This is a genomic window from Sulfurovum xiamenensis (assembly GCF_030347995.1).
Lineage (GTDB): Bacteria > Campylobacterota > Campylobacteria > Campylobacterales > Sulfurovaceae > Sulfurovum > Sulfurovum xiamenensis.
Genome location: NZ_JAQIBC010000001.1, coordinates 70,931 through 90,492 on the forward strand (window position 1 = coordinate 70,931; position 19,562 = coordinate 90,492).

19 protein-coding genes are annotated in these 19,562 nt (G+C 41.2%); 5 read left to right on the forward strand and 14 right to left on the reverse strand.

Annotated features, from left to right (window positions below):
• Position 1: 1 nt before the first annotated feature.
• Genes hemE through gyrA form a run of 4 tightly spaced genes read right to left on the reverse strand, consistent with a single transcriptional unit; the run spans position 2 to position 5,088 of the window.
• Positions 2–1,048, reverse strand: a complete 1,047-nt coding sequence (hemE, locus tag PF327_RS00345; RefSeq protein WP_289400836.1) for a uroporphyrinogen decarboxylase — start codon at positions 1,046–1,048, stop codon at positions 2–4.
• Between the two features lie 2 nt (positions 1,049–1,050).
• Positions 1,051–1,557 (reverse strand): YqhA family protein, encoded by a 507-nt coding sequence (locus PF327_RS00350; protein WP_008243704.1) that lies wholly within the window; start codon positions 1,555–1,557, stop codon positions 1,051–1,053.
• A complete protein-coding gene (locus PF327_RS00355) occupies positions 1,557–2,594 on the reverse strand; it encodes an aspartate-semialdehyde dehydrogenase (protein ID WP_289400839.1) in 1,038 nt (345 codons plus the stop codon). The genes PF327_RS00350 and PF327_RS00355 overlap by 1 nt, the downstream gene beginning before the upstream one ends.
• A 1-nt stretch (position 2,595) precedes the next feature.
• Positions 2,596–5,088, reverse strand: a complete 2,493-nt coding sequence (gene gyrA / locus PF327_RS00360) for a DNA gyrase subunit A (RefSeq protein ID WP_289400843.1) — start codon at positions 5,086–5,088, stop codon at positions 2,596–2,598.
• 184 nt (positions 5,089–5,272) lie between these two features.
• Between gyrA and exbB the strand changes: the two genes are divergently transcribed.
• Positions 5,273–5,701, forward strand: a complete 429-nt coding sequence (gene exbB, locus PF327_RS00365; RefSeq protein WP_289401301.1) for a TonB-system energizer ExbB — start codon at positions 5,273–5,275, stop codon at positions 5,699–5,701.
• Positions 5,698–6,075 (forward strand): ExbD/TolR family protein, encoded by a 378-nt coding sequence (locus PF327_RS00370; RefSeq protein ID WP_289400845.1) that lies wholly within the window; start codon positions 5,698–5,700, stop codon positions 6,073–6,075. The genes exbB and PF327_RS00370 overlap by 4 nt, the downstream gene beginning before the upstream one ends.
• A gap of 460 nt (positions 6,076–6,535) precedes the next feature.
• On the opposite strand, the gene PF327_RS00375 is transcribed toward PF327_RS00370, so the two are convergent.
• The 3 genes from PF327_RS00375 to PF327_RS00385 all read right to left on the reverse strand — a co-directional run bounded on the left by PF327_RS00375 (position 6,536) and on the right by PF327_RS00385 (position 9,228).
• A complete protein-coding gene (locus PF327_RS00375; RefSeq protein ID WP_289400846.1) occupies positions 6,536–6,853 on the reverse strand; it encodes a thioredoxin family protein in 318 nt (105 codons plus the stop codon).
• Positions 6,850–7,728: a hypothetical protein gene (locus tag PF327_RS00380; protein WP_289400848.1), complete on the reverse strand. Its 879-nt coding sequence runs from the start codon at positions 7,726–7,728 to the stop codon at positions 6,850–6,852. Before PF327_RS00380 ends, PF327_RS00375 begins: the two co-directional genes overlap by 4 nt.
• A 63-nt stretch (positions 7,729–7,791) precedes the next feature.
• A complete protein-coding gene (locus tag PF327_RS00385) occupies positions 7,792–9,228 on the reverse strand; it encodes a protein adenylyltransferase SelO (RefSeq protein ID WP_289400850.1) in 1,437 nt (478 codons plus the stop codon).
• An 85-nt stretch (positions 9,229–9,313) separates the two neighbouring features.
• Between PF327_RS00385 and PF327_RS00390 the strand changes: the two genes are divergently transcribed.
• The gene (locus PF327_RS00390; protein ID WP_008243715.1) at positions 9,314–10,051 is read left to right on the forward strand and encodes a YebC/PmpR family DNA-binding transcriptional regulator; all 738 of its coding nucleotides are present in this window, start codon (positions 9,314–9,316) and stop codon (positions 10,049–10,051) included.
• 67 nt (positions 10,052–10,118) lie between these two features.
• On the opposite strand, the gene PF327_RS00395 is transcribed toward PF327_RS00390, so the two are convergent.
• The 7 genes from PF327_RS00395 to lolA all read right to left on the reverse strand — a co-directional run bounded on the left by PF327_RS00395 (position 10,119) and on the right by lolA (position 15,483).
• Positions 10,119–10,256 carry a hypothetical protein gene (locus PF327_RS00395; RefSeq protein WP_155993785.1) on the reverse strand — a complete coding sequence of 46 codons (138 nt, stop codon included), beginning with the start codon at positions 10,254–10,256 and terminating at the stop codon, positions 10,119–10,121.
• Between the two features lie 21 nt (positions 10,257–10,277).
• Positions 10,278–10,412, reverse strand: coding sequence for a hypothetical protein (locus tag PF327_RS00400; RefSeq protein ID WP_289400853.1), 135 nt, complete (start codon positions 10,410–10,412; stop codon positions 10,278–10,280).
• Between the two features lie 126 nt (positions 10,413–10,538).
• A complete protein-coding gene (locus PF327_RS00405; protein WP_008243717.1) occupies positions 10,539–12,134 on the reverse strand; it encodes an ABC-F family ATP-binding cassette domain-containing protein in 1,596 nt (531 codons plus the stop codon).
• A gap of 108 nt (positions 12,135–12,242) precedes the next feature.
• Positions 12,243–12,593: an arsenate reductase (glutaredoxin) gene (gene arsC / locus PF327_RS00410; protein ID WP_289400855.1), complete on the reverse strand. Its 351-nt coding sequence runs from the start codon at positions 12,591–12,593 to the stop codon at positions 12,243–12,245.
• Positions 12,568–13,416 carry a polyphosphate kinase 2 gene (gene ppk2, locus PF327_RS00415; RefSeq protein ID WP_289400856.1) on the reverse strand — a complete coding sequence of 283 codons (849 nt, stop codon included), beginning with the start codon at positions 13,414–13,416 and terminating at the stop codon, positions 12,568–12,570. The genes arsC and ppk2 overlap by 26 nt, the downstream gene beginning before the upstream one ends.
• Positions 13,409–14,959 carry a DNA recombination protein RmuC gene (locus PF327_RS00420; RefSeq protein WP_289400857.1) on the reverse strand — a complete coding sequence of 517 codons (1,551 nt, stop codon included), beginning with the start codon at positions 14,957–14,959 and terminating at the stop codon, positions 13,409–13,411. Before PF327_RS00420 ends, ppk2 begins: the two co-directional genes overlap by 8 nt.
• Positions 14,960–14,961: 2 nt before the next feature.
• The gene (gene lolA / locus PF327_RS00425; protein ID WP_289400858.1) at positions 14,962–15,483 is read right to left on the reverse strand and encodes a LolA-like outer membrane lipoprotein chaperone; all 522 of its coding nucleotides are present in this window, start codon (positions 15,481–15,483) and stop codon (positions 14,962–14,964) included.
• A gap of 200 nt (positions 15,484–15,683) precedes the next feature.
• Between lolA and secA the strand changes: the two genes are divergently transcribed.
• The gene (gene secA, locus PF327_RS00430; protein ID WP_289400860.1) at positions 15,684–18,323 is read left to right on the forward strand and encodes a preprotein translocase subunit SecA; all 2,640 of its coding nucleotides are present in this window, start codon (positions 15,684–15,686) and stop codon (positions 18,321–18,323) included.
• On the forward strand, positions 18,323–19,549 hold the full coding sequence (locus PF327_RS00435) for an ABC transporter permease (protein WP_289400861.1): 1,227 nt from the start codon (positions 18,323–18,325) through the stop codon (positions 19,547–19,549). Before secA ends, PF327_RS00435 begins: the two co-directional genes overlap by 1 nt.
• Positions 19,550–19,562 lie beyond the last annotated feature (13 nt).

Sequence of the window (19,562 nt, forward strand, 5' to 3'; positions counted from 1 at the left end):
ATTATTTTTTACTGACCCTCTGACATTCACTGACAAAGTGTTTCGCATTTTCTACCGGCACATCAGGGAGGATGCCGTGTCCGAGGTTGAAGATATGTCTTTTACCGCCCATGATCTCTTGGATCGCTTCTACACACGCTGTTGTTGCCTCTTGGGAGTAGAGTCTGCATGGTTCCATATTTCCTTGAAGGACGTATTTATCACCCAGTTTCTCTTTGGCCAAGGCCATAGGTGTTCCCCAGTCCACACCGAATACATCAAAGTTCCCATACACCAAACCACGCTCGATAAAGGCTGCAACACCTTTAGGGAACATGATCACAGGAATATGCGGATACTTCTCTTTCAGGTACTCAGCGATCTCCACCATGTATTTCCAAGAGAACTCGTCGTATTTACCCGGTTCTATAGCTGCTGCCCAGGAATCAAAGATCTGCACGACATCTACACCTGCTTGTATCTGTTTTTCCATATAGAGTTTCACGACATCGGTGACTTTTCTAAGGATATTATGAAGAAGTTCAGGATTGGAGTACATCATCTTCTTACAGATATTGTAGGTTTTGGTTCCCTGCCCTTCTATCATATACGTCGCCAATGTCCAAGGAGCACCGGTAAAACCGATAAGCGCTTTCTCATCGCCTCTTGCATCCAGCTGCTCTCTGAGAAGTGCGATCGTCTCATAGACATAGGTCAGTTTACTTGCCGCCTCGTCACCACCGATGAGTCTATCCAGATCCTCTTGTGAAGTAAGAGGGTCAGAGAATTTTGGTCCTTCCCCTTTTACAAAGCTCAAGTCCATACCCATTTCATCAGGGATCACAAGAATATCCGAGAACAAGATAGCCGCATCCACACCTACGATATCCAGTGGCTGGATCGTCACTTCTGCTGCTTTTTTGGGATCATGACACAAGTTAAGGAAGTTTCCTGCTGCGGCACGTACTGCCATGTACTCCGGCAGATAACGCCCTGCCTGTCTCATCATCCATACCGGTGTATATGGTGTCTCTTTCCCTAGACATGCGTCTACAAAAATTTTGCTCATTACTATTTACCTACTTTCCCTAAAAAATATAATCCTACTGCCAATGCGGTAATAGAAAGTGCAAAATACATCATCTCAATAGGTGTAGCAAAGTTCGTATGCAATACCCTTTGAAAGAAGTTCACCACAAGTACCATGACGATAACTTTTGCGATCTTGTCTTTAAGCTGGTCAAGTGAATGGATCGCCAGTAATTTACTGCCATTCTTCCCGCTTGCCTCATCAATATCTGAAATGAAAAGCTCATAAAGCCCAAACGAGAAAATGAACATTACCACGGCGATCAAATAGAGATCCACCGCACCGATGATCCCTGCTACGATATCTTCATGAAAGTTTTCAGGGTGTGCATGGGTGAGGATCGTATTGAGTGTATAGACACCAACACTCCAGATATCCATTGAAGCAACCACAAAAAGGATCACGGCACCCAGTAAACCAAAAATAACAGCCAAAAGTACGATAAACCTACTTCTCCAGATAGCGCCTTCAAATAGTTTTTCTAACATTAAGCATTTTCCTCTAGCTTGATCCATTTTTGTGCGATTCTTACTGCATTGGTCGCAGCACCGACTCTTACCTGGTCAGCAACACCCCAAAGATGCAGGATATTCTTCGCATAGATATCTTTTCTGATACGCCCAACATAGGTATCATCTGTATCTGTTGCAGTCAAAGGCATAGGATACTCATTTTTAGACATATCATCTACCACCTTGACATTTTCAAAGTTACCTAATGCTTCTCTTGCTTCGTCTACATTCACATCTACATTCTCATTAAATGTGATCGTGATAGATTCAGAGTGGCTTCTTAAAACCGGTACACGCACACAAGTTGCAGATACTGCAAAGTCGCTATGCATGATCTTGTTGGTCTCGTTGACCATTTTCATCTCTTCTTTGGTGTAACCGTTTTCCTGAGGTACATCGATATGAGGAATGACATTGAGTGCAATACGGTGTGCAAATGCTTCGACTTTTGCATCATCGAGTGTAAAGTTGAAAAAAGCCTGCATTTGCCGTACTAGCTCTTCCATCCCTTTTTTACCTGCACCGCTTACCGCCTGATAGGTGCTGACATCCACTCTTTTGATCCCGTAAAGGTCATGAAGAGGCTTAAGAAGCTGTACCATTTGGATGGTAGAACAGTTAGGGTTGGCGATGATACCTGACTCTTTCCAAAGTGCGATATCTCCAGGGTTCACTTCAGGCACCACAAGCGGTATATTCGGATCCATTCTGAAGTGAGAGGTATTGTCAATGACCACTGCTCCAGACTCTACTGCATACTTCGCATAATGTGCAGAGATACTTCCCCCGGCTGAAAAGAACGCGATATCTATGTTGCGTCCTTCAAATACCTCTTCAGTGAGTTCTTCTATCTTGTACTCATTCCCTTGAAACTCTATCGTCTCACCTGCAGATTTTGCACTTGCCAAAGGTAAAAGATTTCCTACGGGAAAGTTTACCTCTTCCAACACTCTAAAAAGCTCTTCACCTACGGCACCGCTTGCACCGACTACTGCTACGTTATATTTCTTCACGCTATTCTAATCCTAATGTATTATCTGTTTCTTCACCGTCATTCTCATCCGGTATCTCTTCTTTTTGGCATTTAGCAATGCTCACCACTCTATCTTTTGCATCTACGTTGACGATCTTCACACCTGACGTATTACGTCCTGCTTTACGGATGGTTTCCATATCTACACGTATCATTTTACCGATACTCGTCAGACACATGAGGTCTTTGTCCTCTTCTACGAACACTACGCCGACCACATCACCTGTTTTAGGTGTGAGCTTCATAGAGATGACCCCTTTACCAGCACGGTTCTGTTCACGGTACTCACTTGCAGTGGTACGTTTACCCAGACCTTTTTCACTGATCATCAGCAATTCATCCTCTTCATTCTCGATGGTCGTAGCACCACATACATGATCACCCTCTATCTTGAACTTGATCGCAGTCACACCACGTGATACTCTACCGATCTCTCTTGCATCTTCCACTTTAAATCTGATACACAGACCCTTTTTCGTTGCAACAAAGAGCCATTTCGTATCTGGCTTCACGATCTTCGCATCGACTAACGCATCATTTTCGTCAAGATTGATCGCTCTGACACCATTGCTTCTGATGTTTGAGTACTCTGAGAGGTTGGTTCTCTTCACGATACCGTTTTGTGTAAAGAAGACCAATCCTTTGTCCGCTTCAAAATCCTCCGTAGGGATGATCGCCATGATCTTCTCATCCTGCTGAAGGTTGATAAGATTCACCACCGCTTTACCTTTGGCGGTACGAGATCCTTCCGGGATACGATAGACTTTGAGCCAGTAGAGCTGTCCTCTGTCTGTAACGAACATGAGTGTATCATGCGTATTGGAGGTAAAGAACTTCTCGATGAAGTCATCATCATAGGTCGTCACAGCGATCTTACCTTTACCGCCACGGTGCTGCTTCTCGTACTGTTTCACAGGTACACGTTTAATGTATCCACGGTGTGTGATCGTCACAACCATCGGCTCATTTGGAATAAGATCTTCAATATCGATATCATCATAGTCATCTACGATCTCTGTACGGCGTGGTGTGGTGTATTTTTCACGGATCTCTACAAGCTCCTCACGGATGATTGCATTGATCTTCTCTTCACTTTTCAGGATCGCTTCAAGTTCTGCAATGAGTTTGAGCAATTCATTCAACTCATTCTCGATCTTCTCAATCTCAAGACCTGTAAGACGTCTAAGTCTCATCTCCAGGATCGCTTTTGCCTGTATCTCTGAAAGCTTGAAACGTGACATAAGACTCTCTCTGGCTTCCACATCATCAGCAGAAGCACGGATGATCTTGATCACTTCATCGATATTATCTACAGCGATCTTGAGACCTTCCAAGATGTGTGCTCTTGCTCTTGCTTTTTCAAGGTCGAAGATCGTTCTTCGGATCACGACTGTTTTTCTATGTTTCAAGAAAAGGTCGAAGAGCTCCATGAGATTAAAGACTTTTGGCTCTTTATCTGCGATCGCAAGCATGATGATACCAAACGTCACTTGCATCTGAGTGCTTTTAAAAAGGTTGTTCAGTACGATCTCACTCATCGCATCACGTTTAAGCTCGATCACCACACGGATACCTTCTCTATCCGACTCATCACGAAGTTCAGAGATACCCTCTATCTGTTTGTCACGTACAAGCTGTGCAATGTTCTCTATAAGTCTGGATTTATTGACCTGGAAAGGCAGTTCATCGATGATGATGATCTCTTTGGAACCTTTTTGTTCTATGTGTGTCTTCGCACGTACTTTGATACGCCCGCGTCCCGTTGTATAAGCATCTGTGATACCCTTACGACCGAAGATAATACCACCTGTCGGGAAATCAGGCCCCTGAACGACCTTCATCATATCTTCTACCGTTGTGTTCGGGTTATCAATACGCATAACCAGTGCATCTACCAGTTCATCCAGTCTGTGTGGAGGAATGTTTGTCGCCATACCGACCGCAATACCGCTTGAACCGTTAAGAAGCAGATTTGGTACACGTGAAGGGAGTACATCAGGCTCCTGGATCGAATCATCATAGTTCGGTACAAAGTCTACTGTATCTTTTTCAAGGTCAGAGAGAAGTTCTTCAGCGATCTTTGTCATACGCGCTTCGGTATATCTCATCGCTGCTGCATTGTCACCATCGATCGAACCGAAGTTCCCTTGTCCATCCACAAGCGGTGCCTGCATAGAAAAGTCTTGTGCCATACGTACAAGTGCGTCATAGACTGAAGAGTCGCCGTGTGGGTGATACTTACCGATCACATCCCCGACGATACGTGCAGATTTTTTATACGGACTTCTATGAGCCAGATGAAGATCATTCATCGCATAGAGGATCCTTCTGTGTACAGGTTTCAACCCATCTCTCGCATCAGGTAATGCTCTACCAATGATGACGCTCATAGAATAGTCAAGATAACTTGACTTCATACTATCTTCAATTAACACTTGTCCGGTATTTTGTTGCTCTTCAAACAGATCGCTCATGCATTTCCTTGTTGTGTAAAAAATTGTATTGATTGTATCTAACATCGGCTTAAAGAAAAAGGCTAAAAAGCGCTTAAAATCGACGCTAGGTATCTTAAAATGGATTTAACATAGTTTTAACACTATATTCTATATAATGCAGGCTAAATTCATATATTGAGGAAAAATAGTGCCAATTGAACAACTGAAAGATATCGTAGATTATGGGATCATAGGATTTCTCTTTTTCTTAAGTTTTATTACCTTTGCCTTTGCTATTGAAAGAGTACTTTTCTACCGTGGGCTCAAAGTAACAGACTATAAAAATAAAACCGCATTGGAACTTGACATTTCAAAACGTTTGGCAACCATTGCTTCTATCGGTTCAAATGCCCCTTATATAGGACTGCTTGGTACAGTACTTGCTATCATCCTTACATTCTATATCATAGGTGACCAACAAGATACGATCAACCCCGGTGAGATCATGAAGCACTTGGCACTCGCATTGAAAGCGACCGCAGCCGGCCTGGTCGTAGCGATCCCTGCAACGGTTATCTATAATGCATTGCTTACAAGAGTGGATACGATCTTGGCCAAATGGGAAATTGCACAGGATCCAAACGTAGTATGAGGAGAGAACGCTTTGACAAAATGAATGTCGTACCATTCATAGATATTGTACTTGTTCTACTGGTCATCGTACTTGCAACAGCTACGTTTGTAGAAAATCGAGCCCTCAAAGTGGACCTTCCAACTGCCAGTTCTAAAAAAAGCGAAGAGAAGAAAAATATACAAATTGCTGTCAATAAAGAAGGGGTCTACTCCTATGAGAAAGAAGTCTTGGGTCTTGACCTCATCAAAGAAAGACTGATGAAACTTGATCCCAAAAAGGATCTTATCTCACTGCGTATGGATAAAAGCAGTGAATTTCGGTACTTTGTGGATATTATAGATATTCTTAAAACCAAAGGGTTCGAGAATATTTCGATCATTACGAAACAGTAACCACTTCAGCAGTTTTGATCTCCGTACTTTGATATGGGGATCCCCACCTTCAAAACGATACCACTTCTGATATTTTAATTGCACTTCCAACCCTCCAAACTGCGGTAGTGTTACCCTCTTCATTTTTTTAGAAAAAACGAAGCAAAAAAGCGTCATAGCTCTCGAAACGCGTTGCTTTCAAGGGCGTTCGCCATGACAAAGGCGCACATTCGTGCGATTAATCATAAGAGAAGCATTAATATCTTTTATCAATCGTACGAAGTACGTTCATCTGACACTACGAACACCCTTGTAAGCGAAGCGATTTGAGAGTAGTGTCGACTTTTGTTTTACTTTTCTAGAAAAGTAAAGAGAGGAACAACGCCACAGTTTAAATGATAGGAAATTCTGTAAAATGTTAAAAGTCTGAGCTTACTTAGAAAAAAATCTATAAATCAAATATGAGAATGAAAAGTTTCCACTATTCAGTCATCATGATATAAGGACGCTTCAATTTCTCAGTCAATTGATGCATACTGACAGAACGTCCCTCTCTGGCAAACTCTCGTCCATCCATAAAGACTATCATTGTAGGCACGGAAAAGACTTGGAAATGTGCAGAGATCTCTAGATTTTCATGTGCATCAAGGTATATCTGCTTGAGCAGGGGAAAATTCTCATCAAACACCTCTTTAAACTTGGGTCTGAGTGCATGACATACACTACAGTGCTCTCCTGAGAAGTAAAGCAGAACACCTACTTCACTTCTTATAGTCTCTTGCAGTTCTTCTAGCGTCATTTTTGTTCCTTTATTTTTGCTAATTTTGATACTATTTCGCCATGTTCATACAAAACTATTTCTCCATTCCTGAACGAAACATAATTCAAAGATTCGAGTATCACTTTTGATTGCACTGAGTACTGAGCACATTCAACATTTAATTCTTCTTCTAAAATTATATCAAACAACCTTGCACTCTCTTGTATATAGTGTTTATATCTGATGCCATAACTAAAAACAATTGTCCTAACGATCATATGTATGAAAAGGACAATAAAATCAAATCCCAACGTAGAGGTCTGTACAAATAATTTAGCTCTGTTCATATCATCTTGCATACTCAAGGGATTATCCAAAAGACCCATTGAGCTCATCCATCCCAGATCCTCACTTCGATATAAATGGCTATGTATATTTTCAACTTTGTGAAGTTCTACATCATAATATGTCAAAGATAGATGATAGATCGTTAATACAAAAAACACGAAATATATCATTGTTAATATAAAATGATTAGCAAACACATACGGTAATACAGCTATCAGCAAAGAGAAAATAAAATATCTTTTTGCTTTTTTAAAATGCTCTTTATTGACCAAATGTAACTTTTTATCTTTAAGATACATGATAAAAAAATAAAAGACCAGTAAAATATTATAGGGTAATAAAAACATTTTTGTATGACTTACCATACTAATCACCCCATGATCAAAAAAGGGTAAATCCGCATAAAACAAAAGTCCCAAAAACAACCAAATTGCCACAGGTATGATCACCATCAATAATATTAAAAAGAAAAACCCAGCAACGAACATCATGTTTTTTTGTTTTTCAATATCACTTTGAATTTCATTATAAATAATTGACGCATCATAATTGTTTTGTTGTTTCATTTTCAAAGACCTTTAAATAGTGCAAAAAGAATACAATATGTTGCGTTAAAGTAGTTTAAAAATTTAAGAACTACAACTCAGCTTCTGATTTTTAAATTCTTCCGGTGTCGCACCTGCCCATCTTTCATCTACCTCATGTTCGGCATAGGGATCTTTAGCGATCTCAAATAATGCATCTACCACGTTAAAGTCGCCATTTTCAGCTGCAGTAATAGCTTCTTGCAGCATGTAGTTCTTGAGCACGAACTTTGGGTTTGTCTGTAACATAGCGCTGTGTCTCTCTTTAGTGCTGGAAGTATTTGCTTTCAGTCTCTCATCATAACTGTCTAACCACTCATTCATCGGCTTATGATAGAGCCCCAGTTTCAAAAGTGCTGTTCTCTCTCCATCATAACGACTAAGGGTTCTAAAAAAAAGTGTATAGTCTATACTCATGCCCTGCATCATACCAAGCAGCTGTTTGAAAAGCTCCAGATCACTATCCTGAAGTTTATCCAACCCTATCTTTTTACCCATAAGTTCCAAGTAGCGTTCAGTATAGACTCTTGCATAGTTGTCGAGGGCTTTTTCCATCTTATCACTATTCACCATCGGTGCCAATGCATGCATAAGCGCCTGCAGATTCCATGCTCCTATATTGGGCTGGTTGCCAAAACTGTAACGTCCGCCTTGGTCTGTATGGTTACAGATGTATTGAGAGTCATAGTCATCCAAGAAGGCATAGGGGCCGTAGTCTATGGTAAGCCCTGCGATGGACATGTTGTCTGTGTTCATCACACCGTGGTTAAACCCTACTGCCTGCCACTCTGCCATGAGTCTAGCTGTTCTACTGACCACTTCTGAAAAAAACTGCAGATATTTGTCGGGTACCTCTACCAGGTGCGGGTAACTCTCTGCAATAGCATAATCAGTCAATGCTTCCAACTCTGCATATCTCTTTTTATGTGCAAAGTACTCAAAAGTACCAAAACGTACCCATGAAGGAGAGACACGAAGCACTATGGCCCCGGTTTCCCACTCTTCTCTGAAGACTTTGTGTTCTGAACCTATAAGAGCCAGGGCTCTTGTACTCTCTATACCAAGTCCATGCATCGCTTCACTCATAAGATACTCACGAATAGAAGAGCGAAGTACAGCACGCCCATCACCCGAACGTGAGTAACGAGTCTGACCTGCACCTTTAAGCTGGAGATGCCACTGTTTGATCGTACCTATATTGATAGCCCGTCCGTCTCCCAGACGTGGCACAAAATGGCCAAACTGATGACCGGCATAACACATCGCAAAAGGATCTGAGCCTTCAAGCTGCCAGGCACCATTGACAAATGTTACAAAAGCATCACTGTAGAGCTCTTCAATATCTATATCCAATAGCTCTGCCACATCTTCATTGGCATGGATCAGAAATACATTCTCCAGTGGTGTGGGTTTGACTCTTGTATAGCACTCGTCCGGTAATGCCAAATAGGGATTGGTCAGTTTTATTTCATTTAGTTTCATAGTTAAATTCTACATAGCATGGCTTTGATGCTACTTAAGCCAAATAGGAGTATAATCACACAATTAAATTTGTAAGGAATCACTAATGGGTAGAGCGTTTGAATACCGTAAAGCAGCGAAAATGAAAAGATGGGGAACCATGTCTAGACTTTTCCCTAAATTAGGAAAGATTATCACCATGGCAGCCAAAGAAGGCGGTCAAGATCCTGATATGAACCCTAAACTTCGTACCGCTATTCTTAATGCCAAAGCGCAAAACATGCCTAAAGACAATATCGATGCAGCGATCAAAAGAGCTTCTGCTAAAGATGCTGCAGATATCAAAGAGTTGACATACGATGTCAAGGCTGTACATGGTGTACAGATGATCGTAGAGTGTGCTACAGACAATAATACAAGAACGGTTGCCAATGTAAAAGCTATACTGGCCAGAAACGGTGGAGAGATGCTTACTTCAGGATCACTCAACTTCATGTTTACACGTAAATGTGTCTTCGTCTTCAACAAAACAGAAGATATGGACCTTGAAGAGTTGGAATTAGAACTCATTGACTTTGGTTTGGAAGAGATAGAAGAAGATATAGAGCCTCAAGAGGTTGGTGATGATATCAAGATCGTGAGAGTCTATGGTGATTTTACTGCATTTGGTGAATTAAGTAAAGCATTGGAAGATATGAATATAGAGGTCAAAAAAGCGACATTAGAGTATATTGCCAATACACCAATAGAGCTCAGTGATGAACAGATGGAAGAAGTCGATGTACTGATTGATAAACTGGAAGAGGATGAAGACGTTCAATCTGTCTTTACGAACATCGCTTAAAGCCTAACATAGGAGGAGCAAGCATATCCGTAATAGCGGATATGCTTAGGAGAGAAAATAGTCTTTCTTAATAAAATGTCATCAATAGATGCGGTGAATCTTCATCAATATTCAACCCCGCAGTGTCTGACTGCGCCATATGGTGTGCTGATGCACTTGAAGCTAAACCGATTGCCAATAGTAATAGTGTTATTAGTTTTTTCATAGTAATCCTTTCTTCTTTTTATTAAAATGTCATCAATAGATGCGGAGAATCCTCATCAATATTCCAACCTGCTGTGTCTGACTGCGCCATGTGATGTGCTGATACATTTGATACCAACGCTGCTGCTAAAAGTAAAATTACTGTTAATCTTTTCATTTGAATCCTTTCTTTTGTAAAGATGAGGAAGTATAAAATAAAAGTATGAAGAGAGTGTGAAATATATCGGAGAGTTGAATGTAAGGACCACAGCCTAGATACTGTGATCACTTGAAAAGAAAAAGCTTACTGTTCGTGTTGTTCCACAAACTCCTCATAACCACCCTCAAAATCGATCACAGTTCCATCTTCATTGAGTTTGATGATACGGTTTGCAAATGCATCGATGAGCTCTCTATCGTGAGAGACACAGATCACACCACCTTGGTAATTATGTAATGCTTCACCTAAAGCAACGATCGCTTCAAGGTCCAAGTGGTTGTTTGGCTCATCCATCACAAGAAAGTTCGAGGCATCCATCATCATTTTAGACATCATGACACGGTGTTTTTCTCCACCCGAACATGCATCAATTTTCTTTTTCTGTTCTTCACCGCTAAAAAGCATACGACCCAATGTTTTTCTGATATCATCGATATGCCATTTAGGGTCAAATCCCTGTATCCACTGTGGCAATTCTTCATCGCCTACGACAAGGTCTGTCGTATTTTGCGGGAAATAACTGGTGGTAATGGTCTGTCCCCATTTAAACGTACCTGCATCAGGTTCAGTCTCTCCCATGAGAATTTTAAGGAGTGTTGTTTTACCTGCACCATTGGTACCGATAAGAGCAATCTTGTCACCTTTGTTTACCTTGAAAGTAAGATTTTCAAAGACTGTCTCTCCATCATAGCTTTTAGAGAGTCCTTCTACTTCAAGGACCTCATTACCGATCTCTCTATGTGCCTTGAACATAATAGAAGGGTCACGTCTTGAAGAGAGTTTGATCTCACTGACATCCAGTTTATCCAATTGCTTTTGACGACTTGTTGCTTGTTTTGCTTTCGAGGCATTCGCAGAGAATCTGGCAATGAACTTTTCAAGCTCTTCTTTCTCTTTCAGCGCCTTACCTCTATCTGCTTCTGCCTGTTTTGCTATAAGGTTAGCCGCAATGTACCACTCATCATAGTTCCCTGTGAACTCACGGATGTTTTGGAAGTCAAGGTCAAGAATGTGCGTCACGACACCGTTAAGAAAGTGTCTGTCGTGAGAGATCACAAGCAGTGTACCTTCATGACGTTTCAGTTCATTTTCCAACCAAGTAATCGTATCCATATCAAGGTTGTTCGTAGGCTCATCAAGCAGGAGGACATCTGGCTTCAAGAAAAGTACCTGTGCCAATAAGATCTTAAACTTGTCCCCACCCGTCAGTGTAGACATAAGCTCATCATGTTGTGATGCGGGAAAACCTAAAGCTTCAAGCAGTTTTTCTATCTTGACATCAGATTCATAGGTAGGGTCTTCATCTGCACAGATCATTTCAAGTTCAGCCAAACGGTTATTGACCTCATCACTCTCAAAGTCACCTTCCATATAGAGTTTTTCTTTCTCTTTTTGTGCATCAAAAAGTTTTTTGTTTCCATAGAGTACAGCATCTTTGAGCGTATAGTTTTCAAATGCATACTGGTTTTGACCCAAAACACCCAGTTTGAGTCCTGGCTGAAGCTGCACTTCACCATCACTTGGTTCTATCTCACCTGAAAGAATTTTGAGGAATGTTGACTTCCCTGCTCCATTTGCCCCGATCAAGCCATAACGTTTACCGGCATCTAAAGTGATATTGATCTTATCAAAAAGCACTCTTTTTCCATAGCGCTGAGTTAAATTAACTGTACTAAGCATTTATCATCCTTGTAAATAATTATCGGCATTTTAACATAATGGTCTGAAAGTGCCAGAAAGTATGGGGTAAAGGGCCTTTAGAGAAGAAAACCCTTTAGATGAGGGAGATCAATCAAGCAGATCTATAATATTCTCTATAGGACGACCGATAGCCGCTTTGCCATCTTTGATGACAATAGGTCTCTCTATGAGCTTAGGATTTTCCACCATCGCTTCTATGAGTTTCTCCTCATCTGTCTCTTCTTTTAAATTCAACTCTTTATAGATCGCTTCTTTGGTCCTCATCAGTTCTCTAGCAGAGATATCCAGCATTTTAAGCACTGCTTTGAGTTCCTCTTTGCTCGGAGGTGTATCCAGGTATTTCACTACCTCTGCTTCAACACCTTTCTCTTCTAAAAGTGCCGCAGCATTTCTTGATTTTGAGCATCTTGGGTTATGCCATATGGTTACATTTGCCATAGTATTCTCCTTTATTATGTAATTTAGCTATTTTTTTATCTACCCCGTTAATGAGACGTTTATCTTTGCCTTTATAAGGTATGTTCGAAAGCAAGTATCGAATTGCATTGAGACGTGCTCTTTTTTTATCGTTGGCATCCAGCTCGCACCATGGAGCATGCTCTGTACCGGAGAGTTTGAACATTTTATCACGTAGTATGGCATACGTGTCATAGGCATCCAGTGAGAGGTAGTCCAATTTAGAGAGTTTCCATCCTTTAAGCGGATCATTTTCTCTGTCTTTGAGACGGTTTTTTTCTGTTTCATGCGTAATGTTCAGATAAAATTTGAAAATGAGCACACCGTCATCTATCAGCATCTCCTCCACACCGTTCACCTGACGGTAAAAGTGGTCGTGTTGTTCTTGTGTACAGAAACCGAAGACCTGTTCTATCCCGGCTCTGTTGTACCAGCTTCTATCAAAAAAAACGATCTCACCCGCATTAGGTATCTGTTTTAAGTGACGCTGGAAATACCACTGTCCCAACTCTTTGGAGTTTGGTTTGGGCAGTGCGACCGAACGCGCTTCTCTTGGATTGAGATAGTTGTTGAACTCTTTAATGGTGGAGCTTTTCCCTGCCGTATCCATACCTTCAAAGATGACTAAAAGTCTTTTTCCATGGTCGATCACCCATTTTTGAAGTTTGACCAGTTCATACTGAAGCCTAAGAGACTCTTTTTCATAAAATTCCCGTTCTATCTTTCCAGATTTTTTAAAGACTTTGGAAGGCTTCTCATGATACTCAGGAAGATCTTTTGTATAATGGATCTTTTGTCTAGTCATCTTTATCTCCTTTCAACCCTTTAGGGATATGCTTGTTTGTCTGTGCACCCATTTCTTTGAGTTGTTCTACTTGTCTTACAAGGTTTCCTTTACCGTCACTCAATTTGTTTCGTGCTGCAGAGAAACTGCTCTGTATACCGTCGATCTGCTTGGATATCTTCATCAAGTCTTCAGAGAAACCGACAAACTTGTCATACATAGCACCTGCTCTTCTGGCAATCTCTTGCGCATTTTGATTTTGACGTTCATATTTCCAAACATTTTCAACCGCTCTCATTGCTACCAGCAGCGTTGTCGGTCCGACAAGCAATATCTTATTTTTGAAGGCATTGTCATAAATACTGCTGTCATGCTCGAGTGCCACAGCCAGTGCACCTTCTATAGGCATAAACATGAAGATGAAATCTAAGGTATTGACTTCTTTAAGTCGTTCATAGTTCTTATTGGCAAGTCCTTCGACATGCGCTCTGATGGAATTTAAGTGTGTCGTAAGATGCAGTGCCCTTGTATCATCATCTGCTGCATTCACAAAACGTTCATACGCCACAAGTGATGTTTTTGCATCTATGATCACATCTCGATTGTCAGGCAGATGGACCACCACATCGGGGCGTAAGATCTCATTGTCATCCGTACGCAGACTCACTTCACGTTCAAACTCAAACCCTTTACGGAGTCCGGAAGCTTCTAATACATTTTCAAGTACCATTTCACCCCAGACCCCTTGCTGTTTGCTGTCCCCTTTCAATGCGTTGGTCAGATTGATCGCATCTTTGCTTATCTTTTTGTTGAGCTCTTTGAGTGAATTGATCTCATTTTTCAACACTGCCCTCTCCTGGCTCTCACTATTGTAGGTGTCCGCTACTTGTTTTTTAAACTCTGAGATCTGTGTTTGAAGCGGTTTGATCATGTTATCTAAGTTCTCTTTTGAGAATTCTGCAAACTTTTGGGAATTTCCGTCAAAGACTTTTTTAGCCAGTGCTTCCAACTCATCTTTGATCTCTTTTTTATGGTTGAGCATCATCTCTTTTTGAGAAGAGGCATGTCTCTCTTCACTCTCAAGTTTCATCAGTAAACGTGCATTGTTCGTACGGTACTTACTGTTCTCTTCAAGAATAGTGTCTTGACGATCTTTGAGGGTATTATACTCCTCCAAGAGTGCTGCATGTCTCTCTTCTGCACTCTCAAGCTTGGCCTTGACCTGACTGAGCTCTTTTTCCAGTTCATTGTATTTTCCCTGCAGTGTGTGCAGTCTTTCATTGGTGGAAGTCAGTGTCTCTTTCGTCTCTGCAAACTGTTGCAACTCCTGCTCATTGCTTGCATTTTTGATCTTATAGGCTTGAAGTTCATGTTCCAATGCAGAGATATATTCCGCTTTCTCCTGGTTATCCACCTTGGTGTTCCAAAATCTGTCTTTGTATATTTTGACCTTCATAGCAGAAACCACAACGACAAGCACAATGACCAAGAGTACGACCAGTGCCAAACCTGCCATCAGCATCAATGTAGAATCATTCTCTATTTTCATCACTAACTCTTGCATACTTATCCTTGAATCATGTCATAGTCTATAGGGTAATTACATTTCATGCTTTGTGCAGGTAAATTTCCTTTTCCATACTTCATCTGTTTGAAGAGTATCTGTACTTTGTTATCCAGATCATCAAAATACGCGATACTGTGTAGTTTTTGTTGCGCGTCGACCTGTATGGTGTATTGTTTGTTTTCATACTCTGCTACATAGATATTTTTACTGTGCAGTTTTGCCTGTTTAACTATCTTAGCGATATTGATACCGTTTGAGATACGATAGGCAGAGACCTGCTCGAGATCATGATCTACCACAAGCAGCTCCAAGCCATCACTACACACCTCTTTTTTTGTAGGTTCTCTATAGCTCCATTTGAACAGTGTTTCATTTGAAAAACGTACTTTACCACTGTAGGTGATCACTTTGTTTTTTGTATTGGTGATTGTCTGTATGAAATCTGCCTGGAAATTTTCTGGCAGTTCTATGCTTGCAGAGAGCAGAGAAGATGCCAATAACAGTAACGATAATAGTCTCATTCTTTTCCTTTTAAATGAACACTCTGATTCACCTTATGTTCATGTTGAAATATACCAAAATAGCACTTGTACCGTGTTAATATCTGTCATATTGTCATAAAATTGTGAAACAAGCGTGTGGGGTACTCACCTTTTCTTAACGGAATATTAATCGCTATTTGGATAAAATAATCACAATTTATGCAAAGGCACAATCTACAATGATAAAAAGCGTACTCAAACTCTTTGGCACACAAAATGACAAGATCGTAAAGAACTATCTCAAAAAAGTAAAAATCATCAATCAACTTGAAGCACAATATGAAGCTTTGGATGATGAAGCACTCAAAGCTGCATTTGAAACACTTAAAAATGAAGTACAAAGTGGCACTAAAACACTGAATGATGTACTCTATGATTCTTTTGCTATCACCAGAGAAGCTGCGAAACGGGCTTTAGGTATGAGACATTATGATGTACAGATGGTCGGGGGATTGGTACTCAACGACGGGAACATCGCAGAGATGAAGACAGGTGAAGGTAAAACACTTGTAGCGACACTGGCAGTTGTCCTCAATGCGATGACAGGCAAAGGTGTACATGTCGTAACGGTCAATGACTACCTTGCGAAAAGAGACTCTGAAGAGATGGGTCAACTCTATGAATTCCTAGGTTACAGCGTAGGATGTATCACCACAGACATCCATGATGATATGGGTAGAAAAGCGCAGTACGATGCGGATATCACCTATGGAACGAACAATGAATATGGTTTTGATTACCTTCGTGACAACATGAAAGTAAGAGTGGAAGAGAAAGTACAGCGTGAACACCATTTTGCCATAGTCGATGAAGTTGACTCCATCCTGATAGATGAGGCAAGAACACCGCTGATCATCTCGGGACCTACACAACGTGACCACAACCATTATGCCCAGGCAGATGCCATCGCTAAGCAGATGAAGCGTGGAAAAAAAATAGAGACAAAACCGGGTGAACCAGAGCAGACTACGGGTGATTTCATCGTTGATGAAAAAAACAGAACGATCATTATGACAGAAGACGGGCTCCAAAAAGCACAAGATCTCTTTGAAGTGGAAAACCTTTACAGTCTTGAAAATGCTGTCCTCTCTCATCACCTTGACCAGGCACTTAAAGCACACTATATCTTTGAAAAAGATGTCGACTATGTCGTACAGAACAATGAGATCATTATCGTGGATGAATTTACAGGAAGACTCTCTGAGGGGCGTAGATATTCTGAAGGATTGCACCAGGCACTTGAAGCCAAAGAAAATGTGGAAGTGCAGGAAGAGTCTCAAACACTGGCTGAGATCACCTATCAAAACTACTTCAGACTCTATGACAAGCTTGCCGGTATGACAGGTACAGCACAGACTGAAGCTACGGAATTCTCACAGATCTATAACCTGGATGTTATCTCTATACCGACCAATGTGCCTGTTGCCAGAATAGACAAAAATGACCTGATCTACAATACAGAACGTGAAAAGCTGGACGCTGTAGTAAGAAGGATCAAAGAGCTCAATGAAAATGGACAGCCGGTACTCATAGGTACAGCTTCCATTGAAAAATCTGAAATGATCCATGAGAGACTCAAAAAAGAGAAGATCGCTCATAATATCCTCAATGCAAAAAACCATGCACAAGAAGCAGAGATAATCGTCAATGCAGGACAAAAAGGTGCGGTAACCGTTGCAACGAATATGGCAGGACGTGGGGTAGATATCAAGATCGATGATGAAGTAAGAAGCCTTGGCGGACTAGTGATACTTGGTACAGAGCGTCATGAGAGTAGACGTATAGACAATCAGCTCAGAGGTCGTTCAGGACGTCAGGGGGATCCGGGAGAGAGTCAGTTCTTCCTCAGTCTTGATGACAATCTACTTCGTATCTTCGGAGGAGAAAAGATCAGAAATATCATGAACAGACTTGGGGTTGAAGAGGGAGAATACATCGACTCCAAAATCGTAACACGTTCTGTAGAGAAAGCACAGAAAAAAGTAGAGAACCAACACTATGAGTCAAGAAAACATATTTTGGAATATGATGATGTGGCCAACCACCAAAGAAAAGCGATCTATGCCTTTAGAAACCAACTTCTCGACCCAGAGTTTGATATTGCTGCCAAGATCAAAGAGAACCGTGCAGAATATGTAGACTACCTTTTAGGAGAAGCTGAGATCTTTGCAGGGATGCCTACAGAAGATTTTGATGTCGAGAGACTCGCTGCATTGATCAAGGAAGAGCTGCGTATTGAAGTGCAAAGTGAGCAGTTCAAAGACAAAGAAGTAGAAGCGCTTACTGCAATGATCACAGAGATGATGGAGAACCTCTATGAACGCAAAATGTCGCAGATCGATCCAGAACAAAGACAAGAGATAGAACGTATCTTATACCTTCAGGTACTTGACCCTCAATGGAGAGACCACCTTTATGAAATGGATGTGCTTAAAACAGGTATCGGGCTCAGAGGCTACAATCAAAAAGACCCATTGACCGAGTATAAACAAGACAGTTATAAACTCTTTACAGATCTTGTCTCACGTATCAAAATAGAAGCTGTGAAGGTACTTCAGCTTGTACAATTTGACTTTGAGTCTCCTGAAGAAGAAGAAGCTGCAGTGGAACATATCAGAGAAGAGTTAGAGAACGATGTTGCAAATACGACACTTAACCAGTCTTATGAAGAGGGTGTCATTGCTGAAGATTCCTCAAAACTCAAGCCTATTACAGGATCGAAAAAACCTAAAAGAAATGATCCGTGTCCATGTGGGTCAGGTAAAAAATATAAAAACTGTTGTGGACAGAGCGGGCCTAAAAAAGGTCTCTTGGCATAATGTCCACGCCTGCCAGAATCTCCTCGCCTAATACAAAGTTCATTAGGCATATCATTAAACACTATCTCAAATACGATAAAGAGAACCCTTTTATCTTTATCTCTGCCATGTTGGCTTTCTTGGGTATTGCTGCAGGTGTGATGGTACTGATGATCGCTATGGGGATCATGAATGGGACACAAAAAGAGTTTACCAAAAAACTTTTTGTGATGAACTACCCTCTTACCATACTTCCATTGGAAGAAAATGCCGTTAATGATACCCTCATAGCATCACTGAAAGAACAATTCCCCCACCTTCAATTCAGTCCCTATTACACCACACAGGTCATCACGAAAAATGACGGTGCTGTGCAAGGCTCTTTGGTCTACGGTGTGGATTTCGATAAAGAGAGCAAGATCAATGCTATCTTTAAAGAAGCAACAGGCCATGAAACAAGCAAATTCAGAGTGGTGATAGGTGAAGGACTCTCTTTTGAGATGAATGCCCCTAAAGGTGAAAAGGTCACACTGTACTTTTCAGAACAGCAGGCAATAGGCTTTGGAACCATGCCGCTTCAAAAACGTTTTATCGTCGATGGTGTTTTCAAATCCGGTCTTAAAGCCTATGACAAAGCGATTATGTACACTTCTTTAGAAGCATTTGAAAAACTGCTTGATCGAAAGCATGGAAGCTATGACGGTCTGCATATCTATACAGAAAATCCTCTCGATGAAATAGATGCTATACGAAGTGAATTACCTGAAATGGTCGTCATAGAAGGGTGGTGGCAGCAGAACGGAAATTTCTTTGCAGCCATGGAAATGGAGAAGAAGGCTCTTTTCCTGGTGTTACTGCTCATCATCCTTGTAGCCTCACTCAATATCATCTCCTCTTTGCTTATGACAGTGATGAGCCGAAGAAGAGAGATCGCCCTGATGCGTACACTTGGTGCCACCAAGGTAGAGATCAAAGCGATCTTCTTTCGGTTAGGGCTTATTATAGGAAGTACAGGTATCGTAGCGGGTACCCTACTTGGCGGACTTGGAATCTGGATACTCACCACTTTTGACATCATCTCTATGCCTGCGGATGTGTACGGTACTTCAAAACTGCCCGTGGATCTCACCTTCAATGATTTTGGATTGATCATTTTGGGTACAAGTATCATTATACTGCTTTCAGCCCTCTATCCTGCAAAAAAAGCATCTCAGACGGATCCTTTGACTGTACTCAGAAATGAATAGATAATCGTCTCTT